At 30.7% G+C, this 26,835-nt stretch carries 22 protein-coding genes; 8 read left to right on the top strand and 14 right to left on the bottom strand.

Annotated elements, in window-relative coordinates:
- A partial coding sequence (locus tag KTF99_RS03935) for a glucosaminidase domain-containing protein (protein ID WP_217215460.1) occupies positions 1–1,714 on the bottom strand: 1,714 nt, incomplete at its 3' end.
- 153 nt (positions 1,715–1,867) lie between these two features.
- Positions 1,868–3,232, bottom strand: coding sequence for an exopolysaccharide biosynthesis polyprenyl glycosylphosphotransferase (locus tag KTF99_RS03930; protein ID WP_003535375.1), 1,365 nt, complete (start codon positions 3,230–3,232; stop codon positions 1,868–1,870).
- Between the two features lie 139 nt (positions 3,233–3,371).
- Between KTF99_RS03930 and KTF99_RS03925 the strand changes: the two genes are divergently transcribed.
- On the top strand, positions 3,372–3,848 hold the full coding sequence (locus tag KTF99_RS03925) for a phosphatase PAP2 family protein (protein ID WP_008792507.1): 477 nt from the start codon (positions 3,372–3,374) through the stop codon (positions 3,846–3,848).
- A 267-nt stretch (positions 3,849–4,115) separates the two neighbouring features.
- Here the strand turns inward: KTF99_RS03925 and KTF99_RS03920 are convergent, their stop codons facing one another.
- Entirely contained in the window at positions 4,116–5,471 is a 1,356-nt protein-coding gene (locus tag KTF99_RS03920; RefSeq protein ID WP_029482042.1) for an NlpC/P60 family protein, read from the bottom strand.
- 1,341 nt (positions 5,472–6,812) lie between these two features.
- Positions 6,813–8,348, bottom strand: coding sequence for an LTA synthase family protein (locus tag KTF99_RS03915; RefSeq protein ID WP_227154471.1), 1,536 nt, complete (start codon positions 8,346–8,348; stop codon positions 6,813–6,815).
- A 138-nt stretch (positions 8,349–8,486) separates the two neighbouring features.
- On the opposite strand from KTF99_RS03915, the gene KTF99_RS03910 reads away from it, so the two are divergent.
- Complete coding sequence (locus tag KTF99_RS03910) at positions 8,487–9,650, top strand: MerR family transcriptional regulator (RefSeq protein ID WP_003535389.1); 1,164 nt, start codon at positions 8,487–8,489, stop codon at positions 9,648–9,650.
- A 29-nt stretch (positions 9,651–9,679) separates the two neighbouring features.
- Here the strand turns inward: KTF99_RS03910 and KTF99_RS03905 are convergent, their stop codons facing one another.
- The 3 genes from KTF99_RS03905 to KTF99_RS03895 all read right to left on the bottom strand — a co-directional run bounded on the left by KTF99_RS03905 (position 9,680) and on the right by KTF99_RS03895 (position 12,590).
- Positions 9,680–10,480 (bottom strand): MurR/RpiR family transcriptional regulator, encoded by an 801-nt coding sequence (locus KTF99_RS03905; RefSeq protein WP_217215458.1) that lies wholly within the window; start codon positions 10,478–10,480, stop codon positions 9,680–9,682.
- A 70-nt stretch (positions 10,481–10,550) separates the two neighbouring features.
- Positions 10,551–11,132, bottom strand: a complete 582-nt coding sequence (locus KTF99_RS03900) for an RDD family protein (protein WP_029482046.1) — start codon at positions 11,130–11,132, stop codon at positions 10,551–10,553.
- 99 nt (positions 11,133–11,231) lie between these two features.
- Positions 11,232–12,590, bottom strand: coding sequence for a PTS sugar transporter subunit IIC (locus KTF99_RS03895; RefSeq protein ID WP_003535395.1), 1,359 nt, complete (start codon positions 12,588–12,590; stop codon positions 11,232–11,234).
- Positions 12,591–12,894: 304 nt separating this feature from the next.
- Between KTF99_RS03895 and KTF99_RS03890 the strand changes: the two genes are divergently transcribed.
- Entirely contained in the window at positions 12,895–13,623 is a 729-nt protein-coding gene (locus KTF99_RS03890) for a 6-phosphogluconolactonase (RefSeq protein ID WP_003535397.1), read from the top strand.
- A 70-nt stretch (positions 13,624–13,693) separates the two neighbouring features.
- Here the strand turns inward: KTF99_RS03890 and KTF99_RS03885 are convergent, their stop codons facing one another.
- Positions 13,694–14,548 carry a YitT family protein gene (locus KTF99_RS03885; protein ID WP_003535398.1) on the bottom strand — a complete coding sequence of 285 codons (855 nt, stop codon included), beginning with the start codon at positions 14,546–14,548 and terminating at the stop codon, positions 13,694–13,696.
- A gap of 195 nt (positions 14,549–14,743) precedes the next feature.
- Between KTF99_RS03885 and rfbA the strand changes: the two genes are divergently transcribed.
- The 3 genes from rfbA to rfbB are packed head-to-tail and all read left to right on the top strand — an operon-like array spanning position 14,744 to position 17,238.
- Positions 14,744–15,625 carry a glucose-1-phosphate thymidylyltransferase RfbA gene (rfbA, locus tag KTF99_RS03880; protein ID WP_003535399.1) on the top strand — a complete coding sequence of 294 codons (882 nt, stop codon included), beginning with the start codon at positions 14,744–14,746 and terminating at the stop codon, positions 15,623–15,625.
- An 11-nt stretch (positions 15,626–15,636) separates the two neighbouring features.
- The gene (rfbC, locus tag KTF99_RS03875; protein ID WP_003535400.1) at positions 15,637–16,212 is read left to right on the top strand and encodes a dTDP-4-dehydrorhamnose 3,5-epimerase; all 576 of its coding nucleotides are present in this window, start codon (positions 15,637–15,639) and stop codon (positions 16,210–16,212) included.
- On the top strand, positions 16,213–17,238 hold the full coding sequence (rfbB, locus tag KTF99_RS03870) for a dTDP-glucose 4,6-dehydratase (RefSeq protein ID WP_003535401.1): 1,026 nt from the start codon (positions 16,213–16,215) through the stop codon (positions 17,236–17,238).
- 66 nt (positions 17,239–17,304) lie between these two features.
- On the opposite strand, the gene KTF99_RS03865 is transcribed toward rfbB, so the two are convergent.
- The 4 genes from KTF99_RS03865 to KTF99_RS03850 all read right to left on the bottom strand — a co-directional run bounded on the left by KTF99_RS03865 (position 17,305) and on the right by KTF99_RS03850 (position 22,671).
- Positions 17,305–17,697 (bottom strand): pyridoxamine 5'-phosphate oxidase family protein, encoded by a 393-nt coding sequence (locus KTF99_RS03865; protein WP_003535402.1) that lies wholly within the window; start codon positions 17,695–17,697, stop codon positions 17,305–17,307.
- A 202-nt stretch (positions 17,698–17,899) separates the two neighbouring features.
- Positions 17,900–19,411 carry a L,D-transpeptidase family protein gene (locus KTF99_RS03860; protein ID WP_003535403.1) on the bottom strand — a complete coding sequence of 504 codons (1,512 nt, stop codon included), beginning with the start codon at positions 19,409–19,411 and terminating at the stop codon, positions 17,900–17,902.
- Positions 19,412–19,564: 153 nt separating this feature from the next.
- Complete coding sequence (locus tag KTF99_RS03855; RefSeq protein WP_029482048.1) at positions 19,565–21,073, bottom strand: LCP family protein; 1,509 nt, start codon at positions 21,071–21,073, stop codon at positions 19,565–19,567.
- A gap of 98 nt (positions 21,074–21,171) precedes the next feature.
- Positions 21,172–22,671, bottom strand: a complete 1,500-nt coding sequence (locus tag KTF99_RS03850; RefSeq protein WP_003535406.1) for an LCP family protein — start codon at positions 22,669–22,671, stop codon at positions 21,172–21,174.
- Between the two features lie 243 nt (positions 22,672–22,914).
- On the opposite strand from KTF99_RS03850, the gene KTF99_RS03845 reads away from it, so the two are divergent.
- Both KTF99_RS03845 and spo0A read left to right on the top strand, forming a co-directional pair.
- Positions 22,915–24,018: a transglutaminase domain-containing protein gene (locus tag KTF99_RS03845; protein WP_003535408.1), complete on the top strand. Its 1,104-nt coding sequence runs from the start codon at positions 22,915–22,917 to the stop codon at positions 24,016–24,018.
- Positions 24,019–24,215: 197 nt separating this feature from the next.
- Positions 24,216–25,031 (top strand): sporulation transcription factor Spo0A, encoded by an 816-nt coding sequence (spo0A, locus tag KTF99_RS03840; protein ID WP_003535410.1) that lies wholly within the window; start codon positions 24,216–24,218, stop codon positions 25,029–25,031.
- A 111-nt stretch (positions 25,032–25,142) separates the two neighbouring features.
- Here spo0A and KTF99_RS03835 read toward each other — a convergent pair whose 3' ends face one another.
- Both KTF99_RS03835 and KTF99_RS03830 read right to left on the bottom strand, forming a co-directional pair.
- Positions 25,143–25,904, bottom strand: a complete 762-nt coding sequence (locus KTF99_RS03835; RefSeq protein WP_009300433.1) for a sporulation initiation factor Spo0A C-terminal domain-containing protein — start codon at positions 25,902–25,904, stop codon at positions 25,143–25,145.
- A 250-nt stretch (positions 25,905–26,154) separates the two neighbouring features.
- Entirely contained in the window at positions 26,155–26,697 is a 543-nt protein-coding gene (locus KTF99_RS03830) for a hypothetical protein (RefSeq protein WP_003535413.1), read from the bottom strand.
- Positions 26,698–26,835: the final 138 nt, after the last annotated feature.

Raw genomic sequence — 26,835 nt, 5'->3', positions numbered from 1 at the left:
AGATCAGATCATCCTGCCCGTTGTTCTCGCTCCATGTCGGCATCAGTACTCTGTCCACCGCATTGTCATCTGTTACTGTACATGTCACTGTATATCCGCTTCGGCTCACGTTTGTTATCTTCGCATTGCTTATTACCGGTGCTTCATTTTTCTCATATGAAATATCATTTCCATTATTTACAATTGTTAAATGATTAGAAGATACATATGCATAATCACTGTCATAATTATATTCCGCACTTGTTGACACTGAAGTCCTATTACTATTCAATACTGAATCACTTTGAATTTCATAGAATTCATTTTCAGGAGTCTTCTTTCTTACTATAAAAGCATAACTAGGATTTTTTATTGTTGTATATAGAACTGTTGATGATATATTGCTTGATTGTCGTACATTCAAATTAGTCCGTGACGTTCCAGCAACATCTTTTACACCAATAGTATAATAATTTTTATCTTTTCCAGATATACTCGCATCCATATTTTCAGCAATTGATGCACATTTTTCACCTTCGTATGGGTCAGAGGAGTATTTGCCGAAAATTCCACTTCCTTTATCACCAAAGTACCCACCCCTAAATAAACTTGTGTATGTCCCATTTAGATATTTCTTTGACATCCAGTTTGATGCAAAATCTTCAATACAAGCTTCGACACTTGAATATTTTTTGGCATCTTCTGAAGGGTTAGCATCTGTTGCATTCATCCCAAATAAATTATTTTTATTTTGAGCTATAGAACTCTTACCCCAACCTGATTCAAGTGCAGCAAAACTCGCTGCCATTAATGCATTTACACCATACTTATTTTGATATTTTATGAACATGTCACCAGTATTATTTAATTTCGATGTACTTGAGTTTGCTTTATTGTTAAGATAAGTTGTTAATTCTTGAGCAGTGTAGTTTGTTTTACTTCGCATTGGTAGGTATTGAAAATAATTATAATATGGGGTACTTGGATTAACCGAATTTGTTCTTACATTATTTTTGTAATCCGTAATCATAGTATTATAATTTTCATAAAAATAGTGTCCATCATAGCTATAATATTCTTTTCCTTTTGTCAAATAGCTTGGTCCTTTTCCTACATAGTTACTATTTCCTTGATTACCGGTAGCATTAACATTATTAGAAATATAATGATATAAATTACCTGATGAATTTACTTCATAGTTACTTGCATAATAAGTTCCTTGTGTTAAAACCTCTACTTTACTTGGATCTACTAACCCTGTAACACCTGAAATCATAAACTTAACTTTTCCATTTTCATAACCTAAAAAAGCAGCATCAGCAGCACTTGCTTTTGAAATATATCCCGCCTGTCCAGTATAATAATCTACAAACTCCGTAGTTGTTCCTGCACTACTACAGTTAAAATTAACCATATTGGCTGTACTCACAACTCTTAATCTAGGATTATACACTTCTCCAGTAGTACCATCATAGACATCCACAGTTGTGATGTTTCCATTCTCATCAACAAATTTAGTTTGACCAATAACTTCCTTATTACCATTTTTTGTTTCAATCGAAGAATTATTTTCTAATTCCGTAGTGGAATTACTATTTAGATCTATATTTTTATCATTACTACTTTCATCTTCTACTGATAAATCATCATGATTATTAAAAGCCGCAACATTTCCCACTGTCATACTTAATGTAATCAACGATGCAGCACTAACTTTTGCTATTTTTTTCTTCATACACACTCTCCTGACTCTATTAATCAGTATAAGTATACAAAAAATGTGCTAATATAACAATCATTCAATCATTAATTCACACATTTATTTATAATTAAATATAATTATATACACTTTCTTATTTTATTTGTTTAAATATCTAAAACTATATATCTATAACGAACCTTTTCCATAAACAACACTTTTAACAGTTTTATACATAATTGTAAAATCTAACCATATTGACCAATTATGATAATAATAGTCATCTAATTTACACCGATAACTAAACTCCACATCACTTCGACCATTAGCTTGCCACATCCCTGTAACACCAGGTTTTAATTTAATAATTGAATCATAATATTGACCCATATCCTCTTTTTCACGTGGTAAGTATGGTCTTGGCCCTATAAAACTCATTTCACCCTTTAATACATTTACAAATTGTGGCCACTCGTCTAACGATGTTTTCCTTAAAAAATGTCCAACAGGAGTAATCCGAGGATCATCTTTTAATTTTTTGTTAGTTAAATACTCTTCTTTTATTTTAGGATCCTCTTCCATCATTCTTTCAAGCTCAGCTTCGGCATTAGGTATCATTGATCTAAATTTATATATTTTAATCAACTTTCCATTTTTCCCAATCCGCTCTTGTGAAAACATGATATTGTCATGGTCACCGCTCTTAACATATTTATATTTCACATAAGCCATTAATGGCAGTAAAGTCATCACCCCTGCTATACCAGCTAATATATCAATAAGTCTCTTAATAAACTTATCTAATAATCCAATTTCATCATTTGAAGTTGCGATTAGTAGCTGTCCATCAAAATCTTGAACTTCTGAAGAAAACGTCATTGTTCCATTCACATCTGGTAAATACTTAACTGAATCAACTTTACCATATATATCGCTCATTACCTTATCAATTACTTGCTGATCAGCTTCTGGTATTGCAATAATGATTTGTTCAATACCTAGGTTTTCTATTGCTTCATCAATTTTATCATATTCATATATAGGACTATGCTTAATAATATTTTCTTGTTCAAATCTAAATAATTCATTTGTTTTATTTACATCAACATATCCCATTATATTAGTTAAAGCAAATCTATTATTATTTGATATTTTTCCTAATCTTGCTGCCTCGTATCCGGTACCAATAACTAATGTTTTCCTCGCAAATTGTTCTCTAAACGCAATTCTAAGAAATCTAGATGCTAATAAACTAATCAAAAACATTGATATCGCCATAAGCGTTAAATGCATTTTTCTTTCGTAACCTGTAGATTGGGGTACTAAAACTAATAAAGCTATGTAAAAACAAAAACTTGATTTGACAAGCTGTTGAATTTCATTCCATATTAAACAAGTATTTAATGAATAATGTCCGTAAATAAATAAAAATAAAAAATATAGCGTTCCTGATCCCACTATTAAATCAATATCCATATGAAAATATAAGCATATAAAATAATACATCACAACCTCAATCATAAATAACATGATTGGCATTATTTTTCTATTCATAATTCCACCTCGACATTCATAGAACAATTATACCTTAATACAACTATTATTTCTATCTTTTATCAGTTTAAACAACTAATAAGATTGTTTAAACTGATAAATATTGTATAATAATTATATACTTTATAGGAGGTTGTCCATGAAATTCTTTTATACGGGATTAAATAAATTTATGTGGAATCACCCATTTATCAAATCTTGTACTCATTTTACTTCAAGATTTTGTCCATACATGGTTGCTATTTTTTATATGCTCTTTTTATTAAAAATATATTTAGATCGACCACACAACCTATTAGGTTTAGCGGCAGAACCAATAGCAGTATTTGCAATTACCGCTATTTTAAGAATTGTAATTGATAGAAAACGCCCCTCTGAAAAATATGATTTGACACCAATTGACGGCAGTAAAAAAACGGGTCATTCATTTCCAAGTATTCATGTTGCTATGTCAATATCAATTGCTTTAGCTGTTTTACACTTTGGTCCTAATATGGGATTGCTATTAAGTACCCTTGCAATAGCTATCTCATTATGTAGACTTTTATCAGGTGTTCACTACTTAACTGATATTCTTGCAAGTATTGCTATTGCTTTTATAGTTAATTTAATTTAATAACTTTTTAATCACAAGATAAAAAATATTCTTGTGATTTTTATTAAATAATACTGGGTGGGATTAAAGGATGCATATAGTAATAGTAAAATATCCAACATGTAATTAAGAATTAGAAAACAATATATCTATTTTCCAAGGTTCAAAACTAAAATTAAAAATAGTGATGAGTATAAAAGGTAGATAATTTTGATATTAAACATTTAACTAAATAATTTAGAAAAAGACTCGACTTCACTTCAAAAGTACGAGTCTTTAATATATTCTTTATAACTCATTAGATCTTCTAGCAAAAGTAAAGTTACCACTCGATACTGAAGAAATCTTAACTACATCACCAGTTTGAGGTGCATGGATATATTGACCATTACCAATGTAAATACCAACATGACCTGACTTCCATAAAATATCTCCTGGTAAAGCTTGTGATACACTTATTTGAGTACCATAACTCTTTAATTCACCTGTTGTTCGAGGAATACTAATTCCTACTTGAGCATAGCACCACTTAACAAGCCCAGAACAATCAAATGTGTTGGGACCATTTCCTCCCCAAACATATGGGCATCCTAATCTCGAATGCGCTGCATCAACGATACGGTCACGTATCGTAATTGTAGCATCTACAAAAGCCACACCACTTCTATCAAATGTGGAGTTTCTAGGAACAAGTTTAATTTCAATTGCTTCTGATTGAATCCTTCCCCCTATCGTACCTGCTGTTTCTCCATTCTTTGCCCAACCTAACCAACCCATATTGGAAACATGCATTCTATAATAGATATCAAAAAAATCAGACATTGTTCTTGATAAACTAATTTCAATTGCCTCAATAGGTTTATTTTGACCTTCAGTTCCCGCTCTTTCATTGCTAGAGACCCAATTCTGCCAACCCACATCAGAAACATGAGTTCGATATGTTAATCCACTATTACCATCAAAATCACTTAATTTAATTTTAACAGCTTCCATTCTCTTTTTTTGATTAGTAGTTCCTGCCATCTTACCTTCATCTGCATAACTCATCCATCCCATATCTTGCACATGAGAGCTATATGTTAATGTTGGTTTTGTTAGTGATGGTAATCCCTCTGTTGAAATTTGACTTCCTTTAATAACTAATTTAATTTGAATCGCTTCTGTTCGAAGTGCAAGTCCTATCGATCCTGCAATCTCTCCATTCTTTGCCCAGCCTAGCCAACCCCTATATGGCACGTGTACCCGATAATAAATATCATACATATCTTTGTACTCATTTGTAAGCTCCGCTTGAAACGCTTGTATAGCTATTGCTTTATCTGTAGTGCCTGCTTGAGCTCCTGATGTAACCCATGCTTGCCACCCAACATCAGCTATATGAGCACGATATCTTACCATACTTTTATCATTTTCTTTAAGATTTAAAATTAATGCCTCTAGTCGCTTACTTTGATTTACAGTTCCTGCAATTTCATTATCATGGACTGTATCTAACCAACCTTTATCTTCAACATGAGCTTGATAATTTATTGCTGGTAACTCCATTGCACTTAATGAAAGGGGTGAAGTAAAAATGCCTAATGTAAAAACTAGCGTCGTGCATGTAAGCATTACTACCACAAATAACTTTAAAAATTTTTTCATAAAACTTTTCTCTGTATATTAGAATCTAATCTGTTATCATCAAATCATTAACAAAAAATTCAATATACTTTTCCTTTCCTGATTTTTATTTAGAATTGTTAAAGTGAATCTATATTTTAAACCAATCCGTACATAATTTAGCTTTTTTCACAACCTACTTTTCTATTATCAAAATATAGTTTTATTAAATATATAGAAATTTTAATAAATAATTTTTAAATCAATAAAATATTATATCAAAAAATAGAAGAGCCAAAAACTTAACTCTCCTACTTCTTCCATATAACTAATATTAATATTTTGAATACTAATATAACCAATTAAAATATTTAACATACAAAAAACAGTTAAATACTCCAATCCAATTTTAAATAAAGACAATATTATCTTTATAAAACTATACTTGCACTCATGTTACAGATAGTTTTTCGAGCATTCTCTCCTATAATGCTTACGAAATAATTTATGGTTATACAATAAGAAAGCTATTGACTATTAAAATTAATAAGAAAAATGTTATAATTAATATTTCTGGTATATACTTTTCTTCACTTAACAACATTCTAAAAACTATTAATTAATTTTATAAAACTTAACGACTTTAGTACAGTATATTTAGAGTTACTCTTCTAAACAGAATTTTTTACACATTATATTTACTAAACTTTAGTAATTACAGCACTTACTAAATATTCTCTATCATTGACTTTTATTTGAGTATCATCAGTAAAGCCAAAATCATTTGATCCAATTTCAATTTTTTTTCATCATCATTAAGAAACACAGTCCCATAATATGAATTATCACCACATAGACTAATATTATATATTCCAGCCTCTAAATCCACTCCAACCTTAAATACACCATTATTTTAAAGATTTAATGTTGATCGCTCATCAACAAATAACACTGTTTCATTAGATTGATATGTCAAGCCCATATCTTCGTAATTTTCATAAAAAATAAATACTTGACCTACTTTTTATTTCTAGCAAATGCATCAACACTTGCCTCAAGATTTTCTCCATATTCTGTTGCATACCCGGTAGCTTCTAAAACTTACTTTATTTCTGAATTAGTTTTTAATTCTGAGCTGTTTGAGCCACTCGAATTATCTGATTTACTACTGCCCCCAACCATTCCAATACATAAAAATAGTACCAATACAATTGAACTTATTGTAATCTTCAGATAAATACCCATATCTTTGAATCATGGTAAATAGAATATATTATCAAGATTTCATACTATAAAGCATATCTATCTAAAATATTCTTTAAATAATTTTATTAGACTCTTTTCTAGACTTTCTGAAACATATAATAAAAATCAACGCAATACTTAATTAAACTTATAAATATTCTCATCTAAAAAAGTTGAACTCTTTTGAACTTCAGCCTCAATATAAGCCTGACCATACTTTTCAATCGCTGTAGGTAAACTACTAAAAAGATTTGTACCTAAAGCTAACTTATTTCCATCTACTTTAAATCCCATAGCTGCTAACGTAGTTGGAAACATATCTAAATGACTGAACTGTCTGTTTTTTATATTATTACTCGATACTTTAGAATTAATAAAACAGTTATATGTCGTTCTAACATAATCAGCAGGAATATCTTTAGTATATTTAACCGCCATAGTATTATGATCACCAACTAAAACAATTGTTGTATTTGCAAACCAGGACTGTTCCTTACACCATGAGATAAAATTATTTACTTGTTTTGATTGACAAGCATAAATATTCTCATATCTATTTGAATAGGTATTCGGACAAAGTGAACATTTAATTCCATCGGTTGTATGGCAATCTATTGTTGCCATTGTAAAATTAAATTTTTGACCACTATTGACTAAGTTAGTTATCTCCTCCTTAGCAATTCTAAATAAGCCCTGATCATTTATTCCCCACTCGCACACTTCACCTCGTTGCACTCGTCCATCATTCTTAAGGGCTTTATAATCTACGATCTTATAGTTTCCATGTTGTTCGAACAGCTTATCAGTCCCCGCGAAAGTCGCATTACCTCCAATACAAAATTCCTGAATATAACCATTTTCCGCAAGAATATCACCAATCATTTTTGCTCCCGGCATAAATTTAGCATAATTACTCATATCATTAGCTACTTCTGATTTTAATGGCAAGCCTGATGACTGCCCTACCATTGAAGCTATCGTCCAAGTAGTTCCAGTAAACCCCAAAGCCCCTCCAGCTTTGTCAGTATTTGAAAAACTAATATTCTCATTGGCTAATTGAGTCAGCTCAGGTAAACAATTAATTTCTTTGATACCGCCATTAACAACATCCATGAACGTATTTTCATAAGACTCTAAATATATATATATTAAATTATTAGGATTCTCACCAGAAACTGCAACACTCGTTGGATCAGCATAAATAAGTTCTGGATCTCCGTCCGAAACCTCTTTCTTTACAGCAATCTTTTTCGGCTCATATATTTCCGTTTTTTGATTACTTTTGCGCAAATAGTCAAATACCCCAAAATTACTTTCTGCCATAGATAACGCACCTGCCAATAAAACAACTCCTAAAACCCATAGATGACGATTAATCACATATAAAAATCTTGGTTTCACAAATCTATTTGCCCAATATTTTCTTATCAAATAGTAAGAAATTAAAACAATTACCATTATTACCAAAGAAAAAACAAGTGATTCTAAAATCCAGCTAATAATAATACCATGATCAGTACTTGTTGTCGGAGCTAATACAGTAAACAACAACTGATCCATATCTACTTTTCCAAAAGTACGATTACACCACAATACCGAAGTACAAATCATTAACGATAAAAATAAAAAAATACTAAATATAATTATTGATACAGCTCTATGCCTTTTACTCATTACTATCACCAAATTTAATTTTAACATAATCTTTAACAATTTCTAACAAATTTCTAACACAATAATATATTCGTTTCTAAATTAGATTAAAAATTTATTTTTCTTTAAAAAAACAACACTTCACCTTATAATATAACTATGGAAAAACTATATTCAACTGGTGAATTTGCGAAAATGGCAGGTGTCACCTTAAGAACAATCAGATATTATGATAAAATCGGTCTTTTAAAACCAACAAAAATTCTTGATAACGGATATCGCCGCTATTGCAATCGTGATTTAATTACCCTTCAAAAGATCCTCTCACTAAAAGAATTAGGATTCTCACTTGAAGAAATTTATCCTCTTATTCAAGATAATAACCAGGATAACTTTAAAGAGTCGATTAAACTGCAAACCAATCTAATTGATCAGAAAATCAAACATTTAACCAATCTAAAAGATTCTTTAAAAGCAACAGAGCGTCTAATCAATAAAAAAAATATCGCCTGGGACAAAATTATTGAACTGATCCGCTTATCAACAATTGATGATAATCTTGTCACGCAATATATGAATGCTAAAAATCTTGATACACGAATCAAACTGCATGACAAATTTTCAATAAACCAGCAAGGCTGGTTTCCCTGGATTTTTGAACAAATTGATTTTTCCACCGTGTATCGTCTATTAGAGCTCGGCTGTGGAAATGGTAAATTATGGGAGAACAATACATATAATCTTCGTAATCGAGAAATCTTCTTATCAGATAATTCTGAGGGAATGATAGATGAAATTCGTCAAAAACTTGGAAATGATTATAATTATATTGTTGCAGACTGCCAAAGTATTCCTTTTAAAAATAACTACTTTGATACAATTGTTGCTAATCACATGCTTTTTTATTTAAAGGATTTAAAACAAGGTTTAACTGAAATAACTCGTGTCTTAAAGAATAATGGTACTTTTTATTGCACGACCTACAGTAAATATCATATGCAGGAAATTAGCGAACTTGCTCAAAACTTTGACTCACGTATCTCTTTATCTGATGATCCTCTTCCTGAACGTTTCGGTCTTGAAAATGGTAAAGATATTTTAAAAAGCTATTTTAATTATGTGGAATTAAAAAAATATGAAGATTATTTGTTAATAACTGAAGCCCAACCACTTATCGATTATATTCTTAGTTGTCATGGTAATCAAAACGAATACCTTGGTAATCGACTAAAAGAATTTAAAATATATATCGAAGATTTAATCAAAGAATCCCAGGGGATTAAGATCACCAAGGACTCTGGTTTATTTATTTGTACGAAGTAAAGCGACTCTTTTAGGAGTCGCTTTACTTTTTAAATTGGTTCAGGAGCCTCTAGATACCGCTCCGCATAACATGTACAGATCATTCCCGTAATGGCTGCTAAGCAATATGGATGACTGGCATAGTCATTAATACTTTCATAGCGAATATAGTAATCTACATAGGGAATTTCAATATCCGAATTACAAGTAATTAAATATATTTTAGGTTTGTCATTAGTATTTCTAAATAATGTCTTTCTTTCAAAAGCTCGTTTAAAATAAGTACCGGATTCTGATAAAATAATAATCAAATTACTACTATCAGCATTATTGATATATTCAATTTGATCACTATATTTCATTGATGTATGAATACATTTATGGCATGTTTGAAGATCATATTGTAAATTTTGGGCAACACTTTGTGATTGCATATATCCAAAGGCTGCAACATTTGAATAATTCGCAATATCAGTTACCAATTTATAAATATCTTTTTCGTTAATTGTTCTCTTTAATAATTGTAAATTTTCTATAACCCCTTCAACAAAGGATTGACCAGGAACCTCTTTTTGATAACTTTGATAATAGAATTTATTTTTGGCATACTGGTGAGCTGGCTGGTACTTTGCAATTTGACTTTTTAACTCATTATAATCTCGTAAGCCAATATCACGGCAAAACCTAGAAATACTAGAATTAGACACATAGCACTCTTTCGCTAATTCGGTTATGGAGATATCCTCCAGAGCCCGCATGTTCTCTAAAATATATTTAGCAATTCGATAATTATTAGAATTAATTAATTCGCTATTGATCGTTGATAACAAGATAATCGTTAAATTATACATACCAGTTCCACCCTTCATAAAATCTATTAATAATTCAATAGTATATCATGAACAGTTAAAATGTCTAATTTTATTTTCTAATTACTACTGTTCTTGCTAGTTTATCATGAAAAGATTGTGATAAAGGATTAAAATACGCATAAATAATTGAAGCGAGGGTTATTGCATACGCTCCATATTTAAGAATCGGAATAATCTCGGCTGTAATCAATAAGCCAATTAATTTACGGATATACGTGGCTGAAACGACAATCCCACCTTCTATTACTACTGCACCAATGATTTCTCTTAAAAACATTGTTTTTGTATCCACTTTTTGTCCATCAGTTTTAACAACTTGTAGTTTACAAATTTTCTTTCCTAAAGTTTGACCTTTCCATATATATGTCGGAACAGCAAAATAATAACAAATCCCAACAACTACAACAAACAGACCATAGATCATTCCTATTTTATAGCCATATGTTTCTAGTTGAAAAGAATATGGTTGAATATAGTCCTTACCCCTAAGAAAAAAAGTTACAGGAATAGCGACAATCATATTACTACTGTACCAGTCAATGACCATTGCTAAAAAACGCTGAAATCGCAACTTAGCAATATCGTAGCCTTTTATCTCTATTTTTCTTTTATTATCTCTTTTTTTACTCATTTTTCTTCTCCAATAAATTTTTAAAATAAAAAGAGATTTAAAATCTCTTTTTGGTGTGTAAGTTTATCTTTATCCTTGATTGTATCAACTTTTAATAAATTAGCTATTTTCTTCAGCTAATTTCTGTTTTTCCATTAATTTAAAGAATGGATAATAAAGTAGCATATCCAAAATAATTAAGATAATAACCATGATTCCCGCTTTGATATCCATACAGCCCAAGGCTGCGCCAATCGGTGCCGGAGTTGTCCATGGAGTCTCAACTACGCCCTTTCCAACAATATTTAAAGCCATACAAGTATAAGCAATAATTGTATTAATTACCGGTACAAAAATAAATGGTATCATCATTAACGGATTCAAGACCATTGGTAACCCGAAGATGATTGGCTCATTGATATTAAAAATTGCTGGTCCGATTGATAATTTACCTAATGTCTTTAACTCTACTGATTTTGAGCGTAACAAGAGAATACATAAACCTAATGTTGCACCTCCGCCACCAAGTGTAATTACATAAGACCAAAATGGTTGAGTAAAGAAATTGACAATTGGCTCACCAGCTGAAAAAGCAGTGATATTTGCCATTAAATACATTTGCATAAACGGCAGTCTGATTGGCTGCGTAATACTTGCCCCATGTAAACCAAAGAACCAGAAAGTTTGAGCAATAATTGTAATTAAACAAATTCCAAGTAATGAATCTAATCCTGAAATTGCTGGTGCTAAAATCGTCATGATCAAACTAGGTAATAATTCACCACTAATATTTTGAATAATCAATGATAAGCCATAGAAGACTCCCATACAAACAAATAGTGGTAAAATTGAATCAAATGATGAAGCGATTGCTGGAGGAACTCCCTCAGGCATCTTAAAACGAATATTTTTCTTCAACATCACCCTCATTATTTCAACACAGCCGATAGAAACAATAATAGCAGTAAAAATACCTTTAGCATCTAGGTAGGTCGTAGGAATAAAACTAGCTGCCTGTGCTAATAGATCATTAGTATTGGCCCCCTCACTAATTGCACTAGTCAATACCGCAGTTGTTGTTGGTGCACAAATCAATAAAAATACTGTGGTTGAAACAATCGCTGCATTTAATCCTGACATTTCATATCTTTTAGCCAAATGATATGCGATCGCGATAGCAACAAATAGCCCCATTAATGCCATTGTCATATTGTACGGCAGTCGCAAAGCCGTTGCATTGGCCTGAGCCCAATTATACCAGCCAATTAATAGATCACTAATTACTCCCCAATCCGGTAAACTCTTTGGCGTAAATGGTGGAGTTGAAATAATTAAACAAAAACCACCTAAAATCGATAATGGAATCGCCACTACCATACCATCACGAATTGCTGCCAAATGACGCTGGTTCCCAAGTTTATTAGCAATTGGAACTAAAGTCTTATTGGCAATCTCATTGAATTTTTCAATAAAATTCATATTTTAATTCCTCCCTTCTTTTAACCTCCCCATGATTATATAAACTCAACCAGTCTATAAACAATTATTTTGCATAATTGCGAAATAATTTCCAATATTTGGAAATCACTAATTATTTTAGTTGAATTTATGATAAAATGAAAAAATAGCTAAAAAAAGTTATTTTAAAAAATATAAATATTATTAATTATTTTACCAAAATTACCTTGACCTAATATCTTTATTGCCTTAGAATAGCCTTTGTGTAAGCTTTACTTCTTTATCCAAGATGTTTCATAAAATATGAAAATCAAGGAGAAAGATTATGAAATTAATTATTGAAGATTCAAAAGAAAAAATGAGTGAAAGTGCGATGCAAATTTTACTCGGAACAATGATGCAAGATAAGCGTGTAAATATTTCACTAACCGCTGGTCGTTCACCCGAATTATTATATAAAATGATGATTCCATATGTTAAAGATCAAGCAAAATTCGCTGATGTGCAATATTATTTATTCGATGAAGCCCCATATATTGGAAAAACAGCTAAAGAAGATGGTGAAAACTGGAAAGAAATGCAAAAAGTGTTTTTTGAACCAGCTAATATTCCTGCCGATCGAGTTCATATCACTACTATGGACAATTGGGAAACCTTTGATGAACAGATTCGTAATGCCGGAGAAATCGATGCAATGCTGATTGGGTTAGGATTTGATGGTCACTTTTGTAGTAACTGTCCTCGCTGTACACCAATGGACAGCTATACTTATGCATTAGAACGCAAAATTAAAAATGCGGTTAATCCCGCTTATGCTGATAAACCCCAACAACCGGTAACTTTAACAATGGGTCCAAAGAGTTTGATGCGAGTAAAACACCTAGTAATGATTGTCACAGGTAAAGAAAAAGCAGAAATTTTAAAGCAAATGCTTGATTCACCAATCACTGACGAATTACCAGCTACCATTTTAAAACTGCATCCTAACTTTACGGTTATTTGTGATCAAGATGCTGCTTCATTACTAGATTTAAATAACTATAAAAGATTATAACAAAACGGCCTATTGTAGTGTCCCGCCTAAAGTTAGACTGACTTTAGGCGAGCGCTGCATATTAGCCGTTTTATTTATTTTCATATTTTTTTGCACTTGAGAAGCCTTTTCCCCTAACCTCATTTACCTTATTGATAATCATAAAGGCATCAGGATCGATGTCATAAACATAATTATTTAACTGGGTCAACTCTCGATTATTTACAACTGTTAAAACTACTGGGTACTGATTATGCTTAAAACCCGTCTCACTATGAATCAGTGTAGTTCCCCGATCAAGAACACTAATAATCTTTTCATTTATCTCATTAAATTTAGCGCTAACTATTTTGACTTGCATCTGTGATTTTCCAATAACCAATACTTTATCTAAGACAACAGTATAGATCAGCACTAGCAAGATTCCATAAAAAACCATTTCTCGATTACGAATGACCATTTGTCCTAGTAAAATAATAAAATCAAAACCATACATACTTACTGAAATAGGAATACCTAATTTTTTATTTAGGATCAATGGCGGTATATCCATTCCTCCAGTACTAGCTCCACAACGAATTACTAACCCGATTGCTGTACCAATCATTAATCCCGCTAAAATAACGCATAATAATGTATCTTTACTCATCATTTCATTTTTAAAAACACCTTGAAGAATCCCTAAAATGAATGGATAGTAAAAAGAACTGATCAAAGTCGTTAAAGCAAACTTTTTCCCTAATACTTTCCACCCAATTAAAAACATACTGACATTAAAAATTGAAACAAAGACAGTTATTGAAAATCCAGTCGTCGCATTTACTAACAACGCCATCCCTGTTGTTCCACCTGTAATTAAATTATTAGGTAAAATAAACATCGTTACTCCTAAAGCATAAATTGTATTACCTAATAATATTCCGATTATATTTCTGATATCTTTCATTTTCTCACTCTTTCATCATTACTTTCAACTTTATCTATTTTAAATCATAATTGTTTTTTATACAATACAATTACTAATTAATTCTTTTAGACATCTTTTTAGTACTAAAAACTTTAATATCATTATACAATAACACTTGACCCTTACGTTACGTAATGGTTTAAGATTATGATGAAATAAAGGAGGCTTTTTAATATGAAAGGTATTGTATTAGCTGGAGGATCTGGAACAAGATTATATCCTCTAACTCAAGTAACAAGTAAACAATTATTACCAATTTATGACAAACCAATGATTTATTATCCATTAAGTATTTTGATGGAAGCTGGAATCAAAGATATCCTAATCATCTCGACACCTGATGATACTCCTCGTTTTGAAGAACTATTAGGTGACGGCAGCCAATTTGGGATTTCACTTCAATACAAAGTACAACCCTCTCCTGATGGATTAGCTCAGGCATTTATTCTTGGTGAAGAATTTATTGATGGTGAAGGATGTGCAATGGTCTTAGGGGATAATATTTTCCATGGTCATGGCTTAGGTAAACGTTTAAGAGAAGCTGCTAATAAGTTTAGTGGAGCAACCGTATTTGGATATTATGTTGATGATCCTGAGAGATTTGGGGTTGTTGAATTTGATGAAAATGGTAAAGCTGTTTCACTAGAAGAAAAACCAGCTAATCCTAAATCTAATTATGCTGTTACAGGGCTATATTTCTATGATAAAAATGTTGTTGAATTCGCTAAAAGTATTAAACCAAGTGCCCGTGGCGAATTAGAAATTACTGATTTAAATAAAATCTATCTAGATAATGGTACTTTAGATGTAACTTTATTAGGACAAGGATTTACCTGGTTAGATACAGGAACTCATGAAAGTTTAGTCGATGCAACTAACTTTGTTAAAACTGTAGAAACTCATCAAAACCGGAAGATTGCATGTCTTGAAGAAATCGCTTATAATAACGGGTGGATTTCCAAAGACCAGCTTAATACATCATATGAGTTGTATAAGAAAAACCAATATGGTAAATATTTAAAAGATGTATTAGACGGTAAATTTATAGATCAATAAGAGGTAGACAAATGAAAAAAATTGAAACTAAAATCCCTGGTGTGGTTATCATTGAGCCAGATATTCATGGTGATCACCGCGGTTATTTCATGGAAACATATTCAACAAGTAATTTTCATGAATTAGGAATTGATAATGTCTTTGTTCAAGACAACATGTCTTTTACAGCAAAAAAAGGGACTTTAAGAGGCTTGCATTTCCAAAATGATCCAATGGCCCAAGCTAAATTAGTTAGCTGTACTAAAGGAACTGTTATTGATGTCGCTGTTGATATTCGTAAAGGTTCTCCAACTTATAAACAATGGGTTGCAGTAGAGTTGAGTGAAGAAAATAAGAAGATGTTCTTTATTCCTCGAGGATTTGCTCATGGTTTCTTAACATTAACTGATAATGTTGAATTTAGATACAAAGTAGATAATTTATACTCTAAAGAACATGATCGGGGAATTCGTTACGATGATCCTTCGGTCAATGTTGATTGGGGCGGATTATTAAATGGAATTGAACCAATCTTATCAGATAAAGATAAAAATGGTCCTACATTAGATGAAAGTGATTGTAATTTTAAATTCGAAGGAGATAAATAAATGAAAATTTTAGTAACAGGTGGAGCAGGTTTCATCGGTGGAAACTTTGTTCACTATATGGTTGAAACTTATCCAGAAGATATGATCGTTAACTTAGATTTATTAACTTATGCTGGAAACTTAGAGACTTGTAAACCAGTTGAAGGTAAACCGAATTATAAATTTGTTAAAGGTGATATTGCTGACCGTGAATTCATCTTTAAGTTATTTGAAGAAGAAAAATTTGATGTTGTTGTTAACTTCGCAGCAGAATCACATGTTGATAGAAGTATTACTGATCCTGAAATCTTCGTTAAAACAAATGTTATGGGAACAACTACTTTATTAGATGCAGCTAAAGAATTTGGAGTAAAAAGATATCATCAAGTATCTACTGATGAAGTATATGGTGACCTACCTTTAGATCGACCTGATTTGTTCTTTACTGAAACAACACCATTACACACATCTAGTCCTTATAGTTCATCAAAAGCTTCTGCAGATTTATTTGTTTTAGCTTATCATCGTACTTTTGGATTACCAGTAACTATTTCTAGATGTTCAAATAACTATGGTCCATATCATTTCCCTGAAAAGTTAATTCCATTAATGATTTCAAGAGCTTTAGCTGATGAAGAATTACCAGTATATGGTAAAGGTGATAATGTTCGTGACTGGTTACATGTATACGATCACTGTGTTGCAATTGACTTAATTATTAGAAAAGGTCGTGTTGGTGAAGTTTATAATGTTGGTGGTCATAATGAAAGAACTAATTTAGAAGTTGTTCAAACTATTTTAAAAGCTTTAAATAAACCTGAATCTTTAATCAAATATGTTGAAGATCGTAAGGGGCATGATCGTCGTTATGCTATTGATCCAACTAAATTAGAAACAGAACTTGGATGGAAACCAAAATATAACTTTGATACTGGTATCCAACAAACCATTCAATGGTATTTAGATAATAAAGAATGGTGGCAAAATATTCTTTCTGGTGAATATCAAAACTATTTTGAGAAAATGTACGCTGGAAAAGTAAAATAATTGTTATTTAAATTAAAAATTGTTGAACATAAATGAGTTCAACAATTTTTTTTATTATCAAATTAATTAAAATTTGAAGATTTTTGGTTCTTCTGTAAAAGAACAGATTTTTGCAGTTACATTACGAAGATAAAATACTTCTGTATTTCCATCTCCAGGCTGATACATTTTTTGCAATGATGGATAGGCTGCTAACATATGTTTTTGTGCATCAATATTATTATCAAGATAAGCAGTTGCTTCAATTCTAATCCATTTTCCATCATCCATAGCACAAATCTCTATTTGAGGATTCTCTTTAATTTGTCGCGAAACAGCTTTAACTTTACCAGTTTGGATATACAATCTATTATTATACAAATCAATTGTCCCAAATGGCCTAACCCGCGGTTTATAACCCTCAACAGTAGCTAAATAATAAGTTCCACATTTCTTCAAGAATTCATAAACTTCATTCATACCAGCTCCTCCTTATAATATATATTTTACTCCCCTCAACTCATTAGTACAATCTAATCATTATAAACTTAGTTAAATCATTATATTAGTTATAATTTTATTCTTTAATCTCTCTTATCAGCATTTATAATAAATAATTTAAAATAATTAAAATTAAAAAAGCATTCCTTTAGTTTAACTAAGAAAATGCTTTTTAATAATTTTAATAATGAATAAAAACTGGATCATTCATTCTAATCAGCTCATATAATTTTTTGGCATCCTCTTCTTGAAGATTCAAACATCCATGTGATCCTTTTACTTTATACAGATCTGGAGTCCAATTTGCCCAGTCGCTTCGATCCAAAGCATGATATCCAGTTCCTGTCCACATAATTCTAATCCAATATTTAACCGGAGTCTCGTAATCTTCGCCAACTAAAACTTTCTCTGGTTTTTTCTCTTTGATATACCATACCCCTGTACGTGTGATACGATCGTTTTTCTCAGTTGGTAATCCACTTACACAAATACAAGAATAAGCTAATTGACCATCACGATACACGTATACTCTTTGTTCAGTTAAATCAATTTCACTATAATTTTGAGTATCCCAATCATTTTCAAAGTTTTCATAATCTTTTTGATATGCCTTATTAGAATAAGTTGGTTCTAATTCCGTTGTTAAAGCTTTTTGATTCTTTTTACTTTGCTCACTGAGGTAGGCCTCAATTAATTTACTGTCCGTTTTTTCAGTAATCGCTGCTTCTACTTGTTTAACGATCTTTTCATAATCAAGGCGCCAGCCATAGTCACCACCTGAAATCTGAATCACGTTTCCATTATGAGTCGTAAAATTACGTTTCTTTCCAACTGTCTTATAGCGCAAACAAAATTCTTCAATCCACTCGCTCATTGCTTCTTTATCAAGGACAACTTCACCTTTATCATTACAGCTTAACCAGTTTTTAATATCATCTGGTGTCATCGTCTCAACTTTGCCTTCTCCCATATCCCAGTTAATCCAATTTAATAGATAATTATTATACGTATTCAACATCTCTTCTAAATGCTTATCACTAATATCACTAACTGGCTGTTGATAAACTTCTGCATATTTATCTTGATCAGTTAAATCAATCTTTGTAGTTAATTTACTTATTGACGTTGTAATTAAGTTACTAAATTTTTCGAGATTTAGTTCATTTCCAATTGTTGCTTTAACCATTTTTCCACTCTTCGTTGTTTCATCGTATTCAATATGAGCATTTGTTGACTGCACAATTTGATATTCTTCATTCCCATTGATAAGCACTGAACCATTAACTATTTCACTTAATTTATTTTGATCATAAGATATTTTTAAATCAATATCATGGTTGTAACCACTAAAAATCCCAAAAATACTACGTTGACTGCGATGATTTTTATAGTCACTTTCTAGATTTTTTTCAAAATCTGCACTTAAATTAATATCTTTCCCTGCAATCGTAAGCTTTTGATTTCCCTCTGCCCCTATTTCCAAAGCATAACTTTCAATCTGGTTCTTTAATACATTTTTACTTTCTTCATAAGTCATGCTTGATACATCGATTCCATTAATAGATGTATTAGGATACCACTTATCACGATAATAAAATGAAAAAATAGCAAAGACAACAATAACTCCTATAATTACTCCACCAGTAATTTTAACACTCTTTTTTAATTTTTTTATCTTCTTAATAAACGCCAATCTACTTCTCTCCTTACAACAACAAACCTTAAATTTTATCTCATTATAGCACAAATAATATCGGTTTCAATCAATTCGCTTAATTAACAAAAAAATCAACAATCTTAAATAAATTTAACAAATTTAACATAAAAAGCCGACTATAATCGTCGGCTAACTTAATCCTTTTACATCAGCTTCAGTAAGTTTTTTACCAGCTTCAATTTTATCAATTACTTTACGAATATTTTGAATTGATTTTTTATAAGGGATTGTAATATATGTTTTCTTCCCTTTTTGCGAATATGTATCATATGAAATAGCCCCATCACCAGTTACTTGAACATTGAATATTTCCCAATTGGCCATATCATCTAACTGCATATTAACTAATGACTTGATATCATCACTTGACATATCAGTTTCAAAACTTCCCTCAACAGCTGCTAAAATATTGCTATAGTTAGTAATAATTTTCGGTGACATTGCTTTTTTCAACATTGCTTTTAATAACCGCTGCTGATTTTTACCACGATCAAAGTCTCCCGATGGTAGAGCATAACGTTCCCGAACAAAACATAATGCTTGATCACCATTTAATTCATTGACACCTTTTTTTATCTTATAATTACCATGTAATGTTGTAAATTCATACGGTGAATCTACTTCCACTCCCCCCAAGGCATCAATAATGTTTGTAATTCCACTAAAATTAGTTTTTGCATAATAATTGACTTTTAGATCTAAAAAGTCTTCTAGTGTCTGAATTGTCTCATTAATTCCATACATTGCTGAATGGGTAATTTTATCCATCTTACCATTTTTATGCAGATTGACTTGAGTATCTCTAGGAACACTAACCATCAATACTTGTTTTTCAAATGGATTGACACAAACAACAAGATTTACATCCGCACGAGAGATAGTGTTAACTGAACCATATGTATCAATACCAGTTATATAGACAATAAAAGGATTTTCAGTAACATCTGTCTTTGTTGTTACTGCTTCTAATTTTTCTTGAACTTCCATTTTATAAACCACTTTAGTTTCATCTTCAAAACTTTCGTGATTAGTTTCCAACACACCTAAATATGACTGATCAGCAACAATACAATCTACTTCACCTTTATACAGAGCATCTGCTAAATCAGCATAATCACTATAATTTTTCTTTTCAGGTTCTTTACCGATTTTTTCTTGTACTTGTGCTAAAGCATCGGTAATACTAGATACACTAGTTTTATTTTCTACTCCGATTGTTTTTCCTTTCAAATCTTCAACTTTATTAATTTTTCCTTGCTTCATTGCATATACTGCAATAACTCTAGTTTGTGTAAATGCACTTGTAATATTACTTAAAAAACTATTACCCTGTGAAGCATACACGCTTCCTACGATCAATAGAGCAGATAAAGCAACACTTACGAACTTACTAATAAAAATTCTAAAGCCTTTTCCTGTTCTTCTTTTTCTTCGTGCTCCGGATGTAATCCAAATCATTTCAAGCAATAATAATGCTATTAAAACAATTATTAAAATTGCATAATACCTAGTTGGTAACATTTTCAATACATAAATATATCCTAAGAATACGGCTGAAGCAATTAACTGTATCGTTAAAATAATTCCTTTAGATGTAAGTTTAGAAAACATTCCTTTTTTCTTTTTCTTCTTTGCCATTCTCTCACCTCACCGAACACCTTTTATAATATCATATTGATTTGTCGTAGCATAGGTTATTTTGTTGTTAAATAGAAAGAGCTTCATAATGAAGCTCTTTAGTTTCCTAGCCCTTTTAAATCCTCTTCAGAAATAGTTCCACCTTGTTCTACCGTATCAATGATCTTCTTAATTTTTTTAACTTGTTTTTGATAAGGTTTCATTACATAGACCTCTGTTCCATACATTGATGCAGTTTTCGAAGTTTTATAACCTTCACCTTCTACTTGAACATTATAAACAGTCCAATCCGACATATCGTTTAACTGCATATTCAATAACGACTTAATTTCTTTACTTGACATATCAGTTTCAAAACTTCCTTCAATCGCAGTCAAAATATTATTAAAATTAGTGATTATCTTTGGTGACATTGCTTTTTCTAACATTGCTTTTAATAATTTTTGTTGATTTTTACCACGGTCAAAATCTCCATTTGGTAAAGAATATCTTTCCCGAACAAAGCATAATGCTTTATCCCCATCCATTTGGTTTTCGCCTTTAACAATGTTGTAATTACCATGTAATGTTGTGAATTTATAATCAGAATCGATTGTTACCCCACCAAGAGCATCTACAATATTTGTCATTCCACTAAAATTAGTTCTCGCAAAATAATTAATTTCAACATCTAAGAAATCTTCAATCGTACTAATTGTTTCACTTGTTCCATAGATTCCGGTATGAGTTAATTTATCCATTTTACCATTCTTATGCAATTGAATTTCACAATCACGCGGAATACTGGTCATCAAAATTTGTTTTGTTTTAGGATTAACAGTAACAATCAAGTTTACATCACTTCGAGCTACGGTACTAACACTACCATATGTATCAATTCCAGTAACATAAATTGTAAATGGGTTTTCTGTTACATTTGTTTGTTTAGTTGTAACACTTAACTTAGATTCATATTCATATGATTTAATAATTTTTGTTTCGTCATCAAAACTATCATGATTTGCTTCCAACATCGACTTATATTCTTGTCCAACAATAATAGCATCTACTTCACCTTTATACAGAGCATCGGCCAATCCGCTATAGTCATCATATTTAACCATATCTTCTTGTTCCCCAAGATCATTTTCCATATCAGCAATTGCTTTAGTAATCGTCGTTGTATCATGTTGATAAGATACACCAAATTTCTTTCCATCAAGATCACTTAATTTAGTTGCACTATTATTTTTCATTGTAATCACTGAAACTAAATATTTTTGTGTTGTTGCTTTAGTAACGGTATTAAAAAAATCATTTCCCCTAACAACATAACTTGATGCGAACATTAATAAAATACTCATTAATAAGCTAATAATTTTTGTAACGATTGAACGCTTGCTTTTTAAACCTTGATTAATTTTCTTTTGCCCGCTCCTCATGATAAAGAAGAAAATTATAATTAATAAACCTAATGCCCCTGTCGCTGGAATCAAGTATTTTAATGGTACTAGATCTAATTGAAAGATTAAATATGTAAACAATGCGGTTGCGAATAACTGCACTGCCAAAATCAAATACTTAGAAGTAATAAATTTAATAAACTTATTGTCTTTCATATAAGCCTCCTATATTCGCACTTTTTTACCGTTAAATAATATCATAATCTGTTTTATAATACAAATTTATGTCGAAATAAATAGAAATTTTAAGAATTTTGTAAGAAATATTAATCATTCATCTATGTTTATTAATAAACATGTTATATTATGGTCTTTATGTGATAATTTTAGCCACTTTTATCATAATCCTTCTTTCTCATGAATAATCCATGTTATACTAAAAATAGGAGGAATCCAAAAATGAAAAAGATATTACTGACGATATTATCACTATTTTTATTAACCGGGTGTTTTAGTTTTCGTGAAAAGTCTAATTCTCGACCAGCAATAACTATTGATACTGACTACTTAAGCGGCGATGCGAGTTATTTATACTATTATCAGTCTTTATCATCTAAAGAAAAAGAAATTTATGAAAATATTTATAATTGCATTCTTGATAATGCAAAAAAGGTCACAATCAGCAGTAATGATTATGAATTAGTTCAAAAAATAAATGATTATGTTTTATATGATCATCCCGAAATCTATTATCTAGATTATTTTGAGCTACAAAATCAAGTTGATATATGTAATTATATTCCCAGTTATTCATATTCTAAAAGTGAACGTGACACTTTAACAGCTCAATTAGAATCTGTCCGTGATGAATTAGTAAATTCGATTTCAAGTGAAAGTAGTGATTATGATAAATTAAAAAAAATTTATCAATTTGTAATTGAGAAGTGTCGATATGTTGATAATGCTAAAGATAATCAATATATTACTAGCTCGTTAATTTATGGTGAAACAGTTTGCAGCGGCTATGTAAAGGCTATTCAGTATCTTGCTGAAGCAGTTGGGATAAAAAGCGCCTATATCGTGGGTAAAGAAATTGGTGCTAGTGACGATGAAGCTTATCATGCCTGGAATTTAATTTATCTAGATGATGACTATTACTATCTTGATGCTACTTGGGGTGATTATGATAGCGAAGGCAATATTTTTGCAATGATGAACTATTTTATGTTTGATTCTGATGATATGTTGAAATTATATGAACCTCTTGATCAATATGAAATAACGAAACAAGGAAATTATACGTATTTCAAATATGAGAATCTTTATAACGAAAATTACAATAAAGCAGCATTAAATAAAATGGTAAAACAGTATAAACATGATAATATTGCCTGGATGGAATTTAAATTTAGTGACAGTTGTTATCAGGAAGCAAAAAAAAGATTGATTGATCAAGAGGAAATGTTTGACCTTTTCAATCCCTATACAAGTAAGCAATATACTGTTCAATATTTTTATTATGATAATTTAAATGTTTTAATTTTTAATCAAAAAATCGAATAATCAGCCGTTCGACACGACTCGTTATTATCCTTGAAAATTCGAGAATTCTTCACGAATTTTCACGAAAACTTTCTTGTTATAGGGAACTTAATTCCTTACTTTACTAAATCCCTAATTATCTATAAATAAACCCTTTTCTCTTTTATACTGTATAAATATAATAAATTTTGTCACTAAAACGAAAGGGGAATATAGAGATGACAGACGTTAAAAAGTATACAGTATACATTTTAGAAGAAAACAAGGATTTATTGAATAATATTAAGGACAGTTTAATTGCGACAAATAACTTTACCGTTATTGGTACTAGCGATAATGCAACAAGCTGTTTAAACTATTTATCTAATAATAATTGTGATTTATTAATTATTGATTTAATGCTTACCAACATTGATGGAATCGGTGTTCTAAATAAACTTAAGGAAGTAAATAGTCGTGCCTATAATAAAGTAGTTTGTATTACTAGCTTTACTAATCCATTAATTTGTGAAACATTAGAAAAATTAAATGTAAGTTATTGTTTTAAACAACCATTCGATATCAATTATTTTGCGACAACCTTAAATTCTGTAATGAAAGTTACATTAGAAGATATTAAAGGTATGTCACAAAACGAATCTGAAAAATATCAAAAAATTAAGTTAGAAAACGAAATTACAGATATCCTTCATGAAGTTGGGATTCCAGCCCACATCAAAGGATATATGTACCTAAGAACTGCAATTCTATCTACTTACTATAATATCGAATTATTAGGTCAAGTAACTAAAGTCCTTTATCCAGATATTGCCCGCCAATACAGTACTACCGCTTCAAGAGTAGAACGTGCCATTCGTCATGCTATTGAAGTTGCTTGGAACCGCGGTAATACTGATGCAATTGATGATATCTTTGGTTATACAGTCAGTGCAACTAAATCAAAACCTACCAATTCTGAATTTATTGCAATGATTGCTGATAAACTTCGTCTAGAACATCAAACAAAAGCGGCAAGCCGTCATAGTTACTTATAAGAGCGTAAGCTCTTTTTTTCTACCTAATTTTAGAAAAACTAATCTTTTTCTTATATCAATCATGGAGATCTCCATAACTGACATAAAAAGAGGAATTAAATCCTCGGATCGTTAACTTCCTTTATACTTTGATAATAACTCATCTACAATTGTTGAAATAAATTCAGAATTACATGTTTTACGTTTTGCCCGAAATCCAAATAGCTGCTCTAGCTCATCTTGACAACCACTTTCCCAAGTACATTTTAAAACATGACGAATCGACTGTTCAACTCGTGATGCCGTTGTTCCATAAGTTCTAGCAATACGCGGATATAATTCTTTAGTAATTTCTCCTAAAAGATTAATATTTCCACAAACTAAAACAATTGCTGTAACTAGATAATTATAGCCTTTTAAATGTCGTGGCATTCCCACTTTCATAAACGTATCATGAATTTCCTTTTTTAGAACTGTTTGATGATAATCGTCAATACCTAAATTATGTTTTAATCTAATTTTTAAGATACGATCAATGATTTCCATAAAATAGTTTAAATCAACCGGTTTCTTTAAACAGTAATCTACTGCTAAGCCTTCTAACATTTCAAATACTAGTGAGTTAGTAAAATCACTAATACAAATAACATGTTTTAAGGCTTTTGGATTGTTAGATCTTATATTCCCAATCACTCCAGCACCATCTATATTAGTCAAAATTAAATCAATTACAAGTAAATCACATGTATGCGTAGCTAAATAGTCTTCACATATACCACCATCATTAAAAGTTGCAATAATTTCATAATGATCATTACTTCTAATCTTATTGACCAGTTTCTCTTTCAACAAATGATTTTCTGTTAAAATCACAATACCTGCCTTATTATTCATTTTTAAATAACTCTGTGCCTAATACACTTCTCCTCACTTTTTCCTTTATCCCATGTCTAAAAACCTATTTTTAAGCGCACTAAAACATCATATCCGAGCCTGTTTCATAATTTGCCAAGAACTTGTGATTTAATATTAATTTCATGTTCAAAGAACTCATTTATACACTCCCCCCTAACTTATCCCGAGTGCTAGTATAACAAATTTTTCCAATTTCGAACATAAAACTTATGTGTATATAGCAAATTAGCTAAACCAAATGGTTCAGTAGGCGTGACGAGGATGAATTTGAGAAACATTTCATCTGTAAAAATTGTACTTGATATTTTTCAAAGAAATATCTCTGAATCTCTCTTTCTTTACTTTTTAGGGTAAATCCAGATTTTTTTAGATAATTTACCCACTTCCGTTCATAATTTTTAATAACATAAATAGCATTTGGACGATCAATAGTTGGATAACTACTTAAAAATTCTTCTAACCGGTGATTATAGTAAGATCTTAGCATCTCAATTTGTGTAGTCAGCAAAAGCATTGATGAAGGTACCATGCACTCAACAAAAACTGCATGTGTTTTTCCACAGTGTTTACACATCACGCGCTGGATTCGAATACAAATTTTATTAGTTGCAGTTTTATAAAATCTTGGATAACATCCAATCTTAACAAAACTCCCTTTGGCCCCACAACTACACTCCAGGCTTTTAAAATCAACATGATCTAACACTTGATCATATATTTCTTGAGTAAATTCGTTAATAAAATACTCGGCACTATTAGCAACTGTTATCATTTTCTTTATCCCCTTAAATTATCCCTTTCTTTAAAATATCCTATTTTCATCAGAATTGCAATTATTTAGATAGTCAAAGTTTTTTTAATTAAGTTAATTTTAAGGAGCTAAATACACAAATATAAAAGACAGTCAGTT

The sequence above is a fragment of the Erysipelatoclostridium sp. MSK.7.34 genome, assembly GCF_019041935.1.
GTDB lineage: Bacteria > Bacillota_I > Bacilli_A > Erysipelotrichales > Coprobacillaceae > Thomasclavelia > Thomasclavelia ramosa.
This window is presented reverse-complemented; position numbering and strand designations above follow the sequence as displayed.